The sequence below is a fragment of the Nocardiopsis lucentensis DSM 44048 genome (assembly GCF_000341125.1).
Taxonomy (GTDB): domain Bacteria; phylum Actinomycetota; class Actinomycetes; order Streptosporangiales; family Streptosporangiaceae; genus Nocardiopsis; species Nocardiopsis lucentensis.
In genome coordinates this window covers 1-10833 of sequence record NZ_ANBC01000530.1, presented here as the reverse complement: position 1 = coordinate 10833, position 10833 = coordinate 1, and the positions used below count along the sequence as shown (strand labels likewise).

Sequence of the window (10833 nt, the reverse complement as noted above, 5' to 3'; positions counted from 1 at the left end):
TACTCCCTGTCCCCGCCGAACGCGCAGGACGTCCCGGCGATCGCGGACCCGCGGATCGGCCAGTACTCGAACGTGCTGCTCGGCAGCACGCTCGCCCTGGCGCTGTTCGGTATCGGCGCGGGTATGACGGTATGGGCGCGCAGGGTGATGCCCCACTACGAGGTCTCCTCGCCCTATGACGACCTGCCCTCCGACGACGAGGAGAAGAGCTCCTTCAGCGCCTTCTTCATGAAGAGCGCCGACGAGAGCGGCTTCACCAAGCGTCCGCTGATGCGGCGGACGCTCATCGCCGCCATGCTGCCGCTGGGTATCGCCCCGATCGTGCTCCTGCGCGACACCGGCCCCCTGCCCGGCGACAAGCTCAGGGACACCCCCTGGGCGGACGGCGTGCGCATGGTGGTCGAGGGCACCGACCGGTTCATCCGAGCCGAGGACCTGGAGTCCGAGCCCAACGGCATGATCACCGCGCTGCCCTACGTCGTGCACGAGGGCGGCCACGGTGAGGGCGACCACGGTGAGGGCGAGGGCGAGTCCGAGCGGTACGCGGAGAACTACCACCTCAGCCTGAACGACAAGGCCAAGTCGGTCATCCTCCTGATCAAGATCCCGGAGGGCGACTACAAGTCGGGCATGACCGAGACGGTCGAGGGCCAGGACGAGCCGCGGATCAACTGGACGCACAACGGAATCGTCGCCTACTCCAAGATCTGCACCCACGTGGGTTGCCCGGCGGCGCTGTACGAGCGCACGACGCACCGCATCCTGTGCCCGTGCCACCAGTCGACCTTCGACGCGGCCAACGCCGCCGAGGTCGTGTTCGGTCCGGCGCACCGTCCCCTTCCGCAATTGCCGATCGGCGTCGACGACGAGGGTTACCTGGTCGCGACGGGCGACTTCACCGAGCCGCCCGGGCCGACGTTCTGGGACTACGCGAAGGACTAGTCGATGAGTAAGACCACGCAAGCACCCAAGGCGCTGCGCGGCGTCGGCAACTTCATCGACGACCGCTTCCACCTCGCCAAGACCGGTGAGAAGAACCTTCGCAAGGTCTTCCCGAACCACTGGTCGTTCATGCTGGGCGAGATCGCGCTGTACTCGTTCATCATCCTGCTCCTCACGGGTGTCTTCCTGACCCTGTGGTTCAAGCCGAGCATGGCGGAGATCGTCTACGACGGCTCCTACGAGCGCCTCCAGGGCGTCGAGATGAGTGAGGCCTACGCCTCGACCCTGTACATCGACTTCGATGTGCGCGGCGGGTTCCTCGTCCGGCAGATCCACCACTGGGCCGCGCTGATCTTCGTGGCCTCGCTGGTGGTGCACATGCTCCGTGTGTTCTTCACCGGTGCGTTCCGCAAGCCGCGCGAGATCAACTGGCTGATCGGCGTCGGGATCTTCACGATCGCCATCGTCGAGGGCCTCTTCGGCTACTCGCTGCCGGACGACCTGCCCTCCGGCATGGGCGTGCGCATCCTCCAGGGTGTGATCATGGCCCTGCCGCTGGTCGGCAGCTACGTCTCGATGTTCCTGTTCGGCGGGGAGTTCCCGGGTGACCTGATCATCCCGCGCCTGTACATGCTGCACATCCTGCTGCTGCCGGCTCTGCTGCTCGCGCTCATCGTGGCGCACTTCATGATCCTGTGGCACCAGAAGCACACGCAGTACCCGGGCACGGGCAAGACGAACAAGACCGTGGTGGGAACGCCCATGTTCCCCGGGTTCGCGGTCAAGGCGGGCGGGTTCTTCTTCTTCACGTTCGCCGTGGCCGCCGGCCTGGCCGGGCTCGTGCAGGTCAACCCGATCCACCTGTTCGGTCCGTTCACGCCGACCTCCATCACCTCCGGCCTCCAGCCGGACTGGTACATGGGCTTCCTGGAGGGAGCGCTGCGGATCTTCCCGAACACGTTCGACTTCCAGATCTTCGGCTACGCGGTCCCGGTGGCGGTCCTCGTACCGGGTCTGGGCCTCATGGGTCTGCTGTTCGGCGGTCTGGCCGCCTGGCCGTTCCTGGAAGCCTGGATCACCGGGGACAGGCGGCCGCACAACGTGGCCGACCGGCCGCGCAACGCCCCGGTCCGCACGGGTCTGGGCGTCGCGGGCGTCACCGCCTACGGCATCCTCTGGCTCGCCGGCTCGAACGACATCCTGTCGGAGACGTTCTCCATCGACCTGTACCTGACGACGTACATCTTCCGTGCGTCGATCATCATCGGGCCGATCATCGCGTTCATCGTCACCAAGCGGATCTGCCTGGGTCTGCAGCGGCGCGACCGCGACACCCTGGAGCACGGCTACGAGAGCGGCATCATCCAGCAGCTGCCCAGCGGTGAGTTCATCGAGGTGCACAAGGAGAGCTCGCAGGACACCGTGGACGCGCTCCTGAGCAAGCCGACGATCACCTCGACCGCCCTGGGCGAGGAGACCGACGACAAGGGTGTGGAGAGCCCCCAGAAGCGCAAGACCATGGGCAGGCTCCGCCGCGCCCTGGCGCACTGGTACACGAAGGACAACGTGTCCTTCGAGGGTGTGGAGCCGCACAGCGGCCACCACCTGCACCACTCCGCCGAGGAGAAGGAGTCCGCCGCCCACTAGGACGCGCGCATCCGACGACGACGGGCCCGGCCGTGTTTCGGCCGGGCCCGTCGCGTGTGTCCGGGATCCCACGGTGCGGGTGCGAGCACGGGCGTGTGGCTCGGGGACGGCTCGTTTGGGCCAGGACCCGGGGCTTCAGGCCCGGGAGGAATCGCCGCCCATGCCCTGGCGAACCCTGAGCGACGAGCATCACTTTCAGGTGCATTCCGCTGCACTCTGTCACTCGTTGGGCACACGATGGTGAGTGTGTCGGCGATCATCGTGCAGCTCAGACTCACGCCGTCGCCTGAGCGGGCGGCGGCGTTGGAGGCGACCCTGGGCGCGGTCAACGACCAGGCCAATCGGGTATCCGAGATCGCGCACGAGATGGGGACGACCAAGAACTACCCGTTGCGTAAGCTCGCCCACGCCGGTGTACGGGCCGCCGGGATCGGATCGCAGGCCGCCCAGCACGTGATCAAGAAGGTCGCCGACGCCTACACCACCCTCAAGGCCGATATCCGCAACGGCAACCACTGCATCTCCGAACGCATCGTGGCCGAGGTCGAACGCACCTCGCGCGGGATCGTCCTGGAAGAGTTGAAGGGCATCCGGCGGAGGGTACGTCCGGCCCGTCGCCCCCCACCGCCCTCAACCGACGGCCTTCGGCCGCAGTCCCCTCCGGGCGCCCCAACGGGCCGCGCCGCACTCCTGGGCCTTCGCCCGGTTAGGCGAATCCATCTCGTACAAGGCCCGCGGGGCGGGTGTACCCGTGGTGTTCGTGGATCCGGCCTACACGTCCCAGACGCGGGGCTGGGGCGGTCACCGCGAAAAGGGCGACCGCACCAGCCAGGCCTTGTTCACCCGCCGGTCGTGCGGCGTCGCCCGCGCACGCCGACCGGAACGCTTCCCGCGACCATGCCGCTCGAGGCGAGATCGCGTGGGACGCGGGGCGGCAGTCATCCGTCCCTGGAAGCCCCTGAGGTTGCCTGGACGCGGAGGTCGACCCGGCAGCCAGCCGGGCGCCTACCGGCAAGCTCGGTCTTAGGACTGAGAAGATGACACGTTGTAGATCTCGTCGATCTCCTTGCTCCAGCTCTTGTTCACCACGTGCCGCTTGACCTTCATGGAGGCGGTGAGCTGGCCGCTCTCCTCGGTGAAGTCGCTGGGCAGGATGCGGAACTTCTTGATGCCCTCCGCCTTGGACACGGCCTTGTTGGCGTTGTCCACGGCCTCCTGGACGGCGGCGTTGAGGTCGGGGTCCTCGGTGAGGTCGGCGATCTCGCCGGTCTTGCCCTTGTCGGACTTCCACTGCTCGAACGACTCGGGGTCGATCGTGACCAGGGCGGCGATGAACTTGCGGTTGTCACCGACGACCATGCACTGGCTGACCAGGGTGTGCGCCCGGATACGATCCTCCAGGACCGCGGGCGCGACGTTCTTGCCGCCCGCGGTGACGATGATCTCCTTCTTGCGGCCGGTGACGCTGAGGAAGCCGTCGTCGTCGAGGGCGCCGAGGTCGCCGGTGTGGTAGAAGCCGTCCTCGGTGAAGGCCTCCTCGGTGGCCTTCTCGTTGTCCCAGTAGCCGACCATGATGTGGTCGCCCTTGACGAGGATCTCGCCGTCCTCGGCGATCCGCGCGCTGGTGCCCGGCAGGGGCTGGCCGACCGTGCCGATCTTGTTGAAGCCGGGGCTGTTGACCGTGGTGGGCGCCGTGGTCTCGGTGAGGCCGTAGCCCTCGATGATGGTCAGACCCGCGCCCCGGAAGAAGTGGCCGAGCCGGTCGCCGAGGGCCGAACCGCCGGAGACGGCGTACTCGCACTGGCCGCCCAGGCGGTCCATGAGCTTGCCGTAGACGAGCTTCTTGAACACGGCGTGCTTGAGCTTGAGGCCGAAGGGCACCTGGCCGGTGGCGAGCGCCTTGCTGTAGTCGATCGCGGTGTTCGCGGCGGCGGTGAAGATCTTCCCCTTGCCCTCGGCGGTGGCCTTCTGCTCGGCCTTGGTGAAGACCTTCTCGAACACGCGCGGGACGGCGAGGATGAAGGTGGGCTTGAAGACGGAGAACTGGTCGATCAGTTCCGGGCCGGTCGTCGAGAAGTGGCCCAGGATCGCCTTGCCCTCGATCACCATCACCTGGACGAAGCGCGCGAACACGTGTGCCAGGGGCAGGAAGAGCAGGGTGGAGGGGTTCGACGTGCCCTTGAGGATCTGCTTGGCCGGACCCTCCAGCGCCGAGTGTGCGATGAAGAGGAAGTTCCGGTGCGTCAGCTTGCAGCCCTTGGGGCGGCCGGTGGTGCCGGAGGTGTAGATGAGGGTGGCGAGGTCGTCGACCTTGACCGCGGTGCGGCGCTTGTCGAAGGTCTCGTCGTCGATGTCGGCGCCGGTGGCACGCAGGGAGGTGAGGTCGTCTCCGTCGAACCGCCATACGTTGCCCAGGTCGGGGGTGTTCGCGCGGACCGACTCGACGCGCTCGGCGTGGGAGTCGGTCTCGACGAAGGCGGCCTTGGCCCCGGAGTTGGAGAGGATCCACTCGACCTGTTCGGCGGAGGAGGTCTCGTAGATCGGGACGGTGACGCCGCCGATGGACCAGATCGCGTAGTCGACGACCGTCCACTCGTAGCGGGTCCGTGACATCAGGGCGACCCGGTCACCGTGCTCGATGCCCGCGTTGATCAGCGCCTTGGCGTACGCGGTGATGTCGCCGTGCAGCTCGGCGACGGTGACGTCGCGCCACTGTCCGGACTCCAGCCGGCGGGCGGCGACGGCGTTGGGCTCGCTGGCCGCGCGCGCGTAGAGCGTGTCGGTCAGTCGCGCGTCGTCGGAGATCTCAGCTTTCGCGGGAGAACTGTATTCGCGCACGTTGTGGCTCCTGGGCGTGTACGGGGTTTTGATGTGTGGGGACGTGACGACCGTAACAACACCATGCTACTCGTGAGTAGGACGGCATGCCGTTCGGTATCCAACGGTGACCGAACCCGGTGTCTGACGTGGGTGGACGCGTGGGGCGGACGGTTCGTCCCGACTCCTCCTCCCGCGCACGCGACACTATCGCCTGCGTGGTGTTCGTGCACCCGACGTGAAGAACGCGTGAAATGCCGGGTTTTCTGGGCTGGGAGGCCGGGGCCCGATGCGGTCGGGGCACCCCTGGTTCGCCCCTGATTCGGCCCTGAGGGGCCTGTAGGGCGGTTCGGGGCCCGGTTAACGTGAAGCCAACGGCAAGCCGGTCCCAAGGAGGTCTGACATGACGGAGAACAACGGTCGGGGCGAAGGGGCTTCTGGCGGGCGCGCTCCCGCCCCCGACCTCGTCGACGACGCGCTGCGACTGGTCGACGGCCTCCAGCGCAAGCTGCTCGCCGCGGGGGTCCGGCGCGGAGTCAGCGCGGTCACCGCGCCTCCCGCCAAGGAGGACGTGTGGTCGGAGGCGATCCGGCTGGAGACGGAACCGGAGCGCCAGCCGCTCGGCGAGGTCCTCGACATCGTGCGCACGAGCGCTCCGGAGCTCGCCGGACACCTGGGCCGGGCGGGTCTGGTCGTGGCCGACGCGCTCGGGCGCACCTGGGACGTGGTCGAGCGCTCCCTGGAGCAGACCCGTAACGACACCCCGGGGGCGGAGCGTGGCGGTGCCGCGGCGCCCAGTGCGGACAAGCAGGTCACAGGGCGCGAACCGGTCTAGATCCACGGGTTTCGCCGAAGGGGTGTTCCCAGGGGTTGCGGGCTGGTTTAATCGAATGGTTTACACCATTTGCAAGATCTCTGCCATGAACCTTGTTACTTATGTCAGAGTTCGGGCGTAAGTACGGAGGAGTCGCCCCCATGCTCACCATCGGCGTAGACATCGGCGGGACCAAGGTCGCCGCCGGGGTCGTTGACCTCGACGGGAAGATCCTGGACAAGGTCAAGTACCCCACTCCGGCCGATGACCCCGAGGCCCTCGCCGACGTCGTCGCCCGCGCCGTCCGCGAACTGCGGGACAGGCGCCCTGAGGCGGACTGCGGGGCGGTCGGTGTGGGTGTGGCCGGGTTCGTCGACGAGGACCGTGCCACGGTCCAGATCGCCGTCAACCTCGGCCTGCGCGACCACCCCCTCCGTGACCGCGTCCAGGAGCGCGTCGGCCTGCCCGTCGTGGTCGAGAACGACGCCAACGCCGCCGCCTGGGCCGAGGCCCGCTTCGGCGCGGGTCGCGGCAGCGACCACATCGTGTGTGTGACCCTGGGCACCGGTATCGGCGGCGGTCTGGTCCTGGACGGCGCCCTGTACCGGGGCCGCTTCGGCGTGGCCTCGGAGGTGGGCCACTACCGGATGGTGCCCTTCGGCCGCCGGTGCCCCTGCGGCAACCACGGCTGCTGGGAGCAGTACGCCAGCGGACGCGCACTGGTCGCCGAGGCTCAGGACCGCGCCCGTACCGACCCCCAGAAGGCGGAGCGCATGCTCAAGCTCGCCGACGGGACCGTGGAGCGGGTCCAGGGACCGATCATCACCCAGGCCGCACTGGAGGGCGACGCGGCCGCCCTGGAGTGCTTCGCCGCGGTCGGCGAGTGGGCGGGGCTGGGACTGGCCGACCTCGCCGCCATCCTCGACCCGGAGTGTTTCGTCCTCGGCGGCGGTGTGTCCGACGCGGGGGCGATTCTGCTGGACCCGGTCCGCGCCTCGTTCGGCCGCCACGTGTCCGGGCGCCCCCACCGCCGCCTGGCCGAGGTGCGCCTGGCCGAGCTCGGCGGCGAGGCGGGGATCGTCGGCGCCGGAGACCTCGCCCGGCACTGACCGGGGCCCTGGGCGGGGTGGTTACCCGAGGGGGTTGCCGTTCGGGCGTCGGCAGGGTTCTGCACGACGAGGCGAGCCGCGTAGCGAGGAACGAGCGATAGGCGCCGCCGAAGGAGGGACTGCGCCGTAGGCGTCCGTTGAGGGTGGTGGTGGGCGACGGGCGGGCAGAATCCCTGCCTTGAGGGCGCCCGAACACGGTCCGAAGCGAAGCGGAGGACCAAAACAAACAGGGCGCGGCCCCGGTGCGATCACCGGAGCCGCGCCCTACTCGTGTCGGGAGCGGAGTCAGTCCTCGGAGCCCGAGGGTTCCCCGCCGTCCTTCGCGCGCTCCTTGGCGGCCTTGCGCTCGGCCCGCTTCTCCTCCTTGCGGGTACGGCGCTCCTCCTTGCGCTTGGCGCGCTCGGCACGCCTGCGGTCCTTGTCGCTGGCGTGCTGCTCACGCCGGGCCTCCTTGGCCTCGGCCTCCAGCTCCGCCTTGACCGACTGGGCGTACCGGTCCACGTACTCCTGGCCGGACAGCGACATCAGCGCGTACATGATCTCGTCGGTGACGGCGCGCAGCACCCGGGGGTCGCGCTCCATCCCGTGGTAGCGGGAGAAGTCCAGCGGTTCGCCGAACACCACCTTGGGGCGTACGCCCAGCTTCGGGACGGTCCGGCCGGGCGGCATGATCTTCTCCAGGTTGATCATCGCCATCGGCACCACCGGGACCTTGGCCTCCAGGGCCAGGCGCGCCACACCCGTACGGCCGCGGTAGAGGCGGCCGTCGGGGGACCGGGTGCCCTCGGGGTAGATCCCCAGCAGGTCGCCGCGCTTGAGCACACGCAGACCCGTGCGCAGCGCCGCCTCACTGGCCTTTCCACCGGAGCGGTCGATCGGGATCTGCCCCACACCGGTGAAGAACGCCCGGCTGACCAGCCCCTTGACCCCGGTGCCGGTGAAGTACTCGGACTTGGCGAGGAAGGTGATCTTGCGCGGCAGCGGCAGGGGACCGAAGAAGTGGTCGGAGAAGGACAGGTGGTTGCTCACCATGATCGCCGCGCCGCGCCGCGGCACGTTCTCCACGCCCTCGGCGCGCGGCTGCCACAGAACGGCCAGTACCGGCCCCAGGATCGCCTTGACCACCCAGTAGAACATCGTTGAGATCACCCCTGCACACGCGGGGAGTCCTGGGCAGGGTCTGCCACGGTTCCTGTCCCGCTCGGCCAACAAGGTCGCAAGCGCCTCCGCCCGAAGGGTGGGGAGGAGCGTTACCTGACGTGCGCCATCCTCCCATCGCACGGGGGCGACTGCCAAAGCGCCTCCAAACGGACTGCCGCGCCCGGCCTGGTAAAGGATACCGTTCCCCCGGTGATCGGCCGGTGTCGGCCGAACCGGGTGAAACCGGACCTCCGCGACCGCCCCTCCGCGGGCCCGGACGCGGGCAGCGGTTCCGCAAGGGGGATTCGGTGCCTGTCGAGGTACCCGGGGTAGTCTGTGTGGCGATTCCTCCCGGGGGTGAGAGCCCGGGGTTTCACGCCGAGGCAGGCTGAAGCCGGGGGCCTGCCGTCACCCGCCCCCGTACCGCACGAGCCCCTGGAGCCGCTCCATGAGACCGACCGCCGTCACCCCCTTGCTGCCGGGCGCGGAACCGTACAGCCACCGGGGGTCCGAGGTCGGCGTCCTCCTCTGCCACGGCTTCACCGGATCGCCCTATTCCATGCGCCCCTGGGCGGAGCACCTGGCGGCGGAGGGGCACAGCGTGGAGGTGCCCCTGCTGCCGGGCCACGGCACCACCTGGCAGGACATGAACCTCACCACCAGCGACGACTGGTACGCCGCCGTCGAACGGGCGCTGCTGGACCTGGCGGCGCGCTGTGACGAGGTGTTCGTCATGGGGCTCTCGATGGGCGGCGCCCTGACCCTGCGCCTGGCCCAGGAGCACCCCGACACCGTGCGCGGTGTGGTGTTGGTCAACCCCTCCCTCGTGGTGGAGGACATCCGACTCCCGCTCGTCGCCCCGTTCCGCGGGCTGGTCAGGCGGGTTATGCCCTCCACCCCGGGGCTGACGAGCGACGTGGCCAAGCCGGGGGAGAGGGAGGGCGGTTACACGCGCACGCCCACGGCCGCCGCCGCGACACTCCCGAAGCTGTGGCGCGAGGTTCAGGTGGGCATGTCCGCTTTGCGAGCGCCGATCCTGGCCTACCGGAGCCCTCAGGACCATGTCGTCGGACCGCGAAGTCTGCGTATGCTCGCCAGAAGGGCGGTCAACACGTCGTTGACGATCCACCTGCTCCACGACAGCTACCACGTGGCGACGCTCGACCACGACGCCGCCGAGATCTTCGACGGAAGCCTCGCCTTCGTGCGAGAGCAGAGGAGAAGCGGGGAAGGAGCCGTCCGATGACACAACGTCGGGGCAACGGCCTGCTCGCCGATGCCTACGTTCCCCTGGTCCTGCTCGCGCCCTCCCACGCCGACCGGATGCTGGAGGCGCTGCGTCGCAGCGGTATCGCCGCCTACGCCGTGCCCTTGGAGGAGGACGTCCTCGAACCGGGCGGTGGGGGAGAGACCGAGGATCCGCCCACGGACCACCTGTACGTGGATGCCGAGGAACGCGCCGCGGCCGAGCGCGTTTTGGGATCGGAGCTGCCCGACCTCGGCGGTCGGACCGGTACCGCACCCACCGCCGGGGCCCTCGACACCCCGCGCGGCGGGGACCTCTTGGACGGGCCGCCCACCCACGGCGATCCCGACGCGCCCCCCGTGGAACCCCCGAACGAGGACGAGGTCTGGAGCGACCTGGTCGCCCGTTTCTACGAGGGCGAGGGCGACACCGCCGCGGCCCGGCGTCGGGCCGCCTGGCCCGACGCGGAGAACCTGAGTGTCCCCGACGAGCGCGACGAGCCGCCCCTCGGCGATCTGCTCGCGGACGGGCCGCCGTTCGACCGCGGTGACGCGCTGGCCCGCGAGGCCGCCGAGGAGGAGGCGCGCCGCAGGGTCGAGGCCGACCGCGAGGGCCACTACGAACCGCCGCCCCCGCCCCCGCTGCTCCAGGGCGATCGTGCGGGCATCGCCGCCTGGTTCGGACTCCTGGGCGGGCCGACCGTACTCTTCGGGGCCGCCTTCGTCGGGATCACGCTGCCCAACTGGCTGATGTTCGTGGCGATCGCCGCCTTCCTCGTCAGCTTCGTCGTGCTCATCCTGCGCATGACCGACAGCAGACCCGGAGGCGACGGACCCGACGACGGGGCGGTGGTCTGAGCCCTGGGTTTCGACGTCCCCCTCTGGCGCGCGATCGCCGTCTTCCGTGCCGCCTCCCTCGTCTACTCCGTCGTCCTCGCCGTGCAGCACCACGCCTACCTGAGCCGCCCCTGGGTGGCGTGGACAGTGCTCGCCCTCATGATGGTGTGGACCGCGGTGACCACCCGCGCCTACGCCCGCCCCTCGCGGCGCACGCGACGCCTCCTGAGCGCAGACCTCACCGTGGCCTTCGCCTGTCTCTTCGCCACGGCACCCGCCGCC

The 10833-nt window shown here is 69.3% G+C and carries 10 protein-coding genes; 8 read left to right on the top strand and 2 right to left on the bottom strand.

Going from position 1 to position 10833, the window contains the following annotated elements; genetic code table 11:
- The 3 genes from qcrA to D471_RS42525 form a co-directional block, all read left to right on the top strand.
- On the top strand, nt 1-942 hold a 942-nt coding region (gene qcrA / locus D471_RS0118670), incomplete at its 5' end, for a cytochrome bc1 complex Rieske iron-sulfur subunit (protein ID WP_017600022.1).
- A 3-nt stretch (nt 943-945) separates the two neighbouring features.
- Complete coding sequence (gene qcrB, locus D471_RS0118665; RefSeq protein ID WP_017600021.1) at nt 946-2589, top strand: cytochrome bc1 complex cytochrome b subunit; 1644 nt, start codon at nt 946-948, stop codon at nt 2587-2589.
- A gap of 718 nt (nt 2590-3307) precedes the next feature.
- On the top strand, nt 3308-3616 hold the full coding sequence (locus D471_RS42525) for a zinc ribbon domain-containing protein (protein ID WP_338045346.1): 309 nt from the start codon (nt 3308-3310) through the stop codon (nt 3614-3616).
- Here the strand turns inward: D471_RS42525 and D471_RS0118655 are convergent.
- Nucleotides 3613-5427 carry an AMP-dependent synthetase/ligase gene (locus D471_RS0118655; protein ID WP_017600019.1) on the bottom strand — a complete coding sequence of 605 codons (1815 nt, stop codon included), beginning with the start codon at nt 5425-5427 and terminating at the stop codon, nt 3613-3615. The two genes, D471_RS42525 and D471_RS0118655, sit on opposite strands and share 4 nt — an antisense overlap.
- Before the next feature lie 382 nt (nt 5428-5809).
- Between D471_RS0118655 and D471_RS0118650 the strand changes: the two genes are divergently transcribed.
- Both D471_RS0118650 and D471_RS0118645 read left to right on the top strand, forming a co-directional pair.
- Nucleotides 5810-6241: a hypothetical protein gene (locus tag D471_RS0118650; protein WP_017600018.1), complete on the top strand. Its 432-nt coding sequence runs from the start codon at nt 5810-5812 to the stop codon at nt 6239-6241.
- Between the two features lie 140 nt (nt 6242-6381).
- A complete protein-coding gene (locus D471_RS0118645; RefSeq protein ID WP_017600017.1) occupies nt 6382-7329 on the top strand; it encodes an ROK family glucokinase in 948 nt (315 codons plus the stop codon).
- A 285-nt stretch (nt 7330-7614) separates the two neighbouring features.
- Here D471_RS0118645 and D471_RS0118640 read toward each other — a convergent pair whose 3' ends face one another.
- Nucleotides 7615-8466 (bottom strand): lysophospholipid acyltransferase family protein, encoded by an 852-nt coding sequence (locus D471_RS0118640; protein ID WP_017600016.1) that lies wholly within the window; start codon nt 8464-8466, stop codon nt 7615-7617.
- 451 nt (nt 8467-8917) lie between these two features.
- Between D471_RS0118640 and D471_RS0118635 the strand changes: the two genes are divergently transcribed.
- The 3 genes from D471_RS0118635 to D471_RS39590 form a co-directional block, all read left to right on the top strand.
- Nucleotides 8918-9715: an alpha/beta hydrolase gene (locus D471_RS0118635; protein ID WP_017600015.1), complete on the top strand. Its 798-nt coding sequence runs from the start codon at nt 8918-8920 to the stop codon at nt 9713-9715.
- A complete protein-coding gene (locus D471_RS0118630; RefSeq protein ID WP_017600014.1) occupies nt 9712-10572 on the top strand; it encodes a hypothetical protein in 861 nt (286 codons plus the stop codon). Before D471_RS0118635 ends, D471_RS0118630 begins: the two co-directional genes overlap by 4 nt.
- A 3-nt stretch (nt 10573-10575) precedes the next feature.
- Nucleotides 10576-10833 (top strand): DUF5931 domain-containing protein (locus tag D471_RS39590; protein WP_275041345.1); only part of this gene is annotated, 258 nt, incomplete at its 3' end.

Bases quoted from the DNA above. Each gene is read 5' to 3' on its own strand.
- qcrB (WP_017600021.1), top strand. From the start codon at position 946: ATGAGTAAGACCACGCAAGCACCCAAGGCGCTGCGCGGCGTCGGCAAC.
- D471_RS0118650 (WP_017600018.1), top strand. From the start codon at position 5,810: ATGACGGAGAACAACGGTCGGGGCGAAGGGGCTTCTGGCGGGCGCGCT.
- D471_RS0118645 (WP_017600017.1), top strand. From the start codon at position 6,382: ATGCTCACCATCGGCGTAGACATCGGCGGGACCAAGGTCGCCGCCGGG.
- D471_RS0118640 (WP_017600016.1), bottom strand. From the start codon at position 8,466: ATGTTCTACTGGGTGGTCAAGGCGATCCTGGGGCCGGTACTGGCCGTT.
- D471_RS0118635 (WP_017600015.1), top strand. From the start codon at position 8,918: ATGAGACCGACCGCCGTCACCCCCTTGCTGCCGGGCGCGGAACCGTAC.
- D471_RS0118630 (WP_017600014.1), top strand. From the start codon at position 9,712: ATGACACAACGTCGGGGCAACGGCCTGCTCGCCGATGCCTACGTTCCC.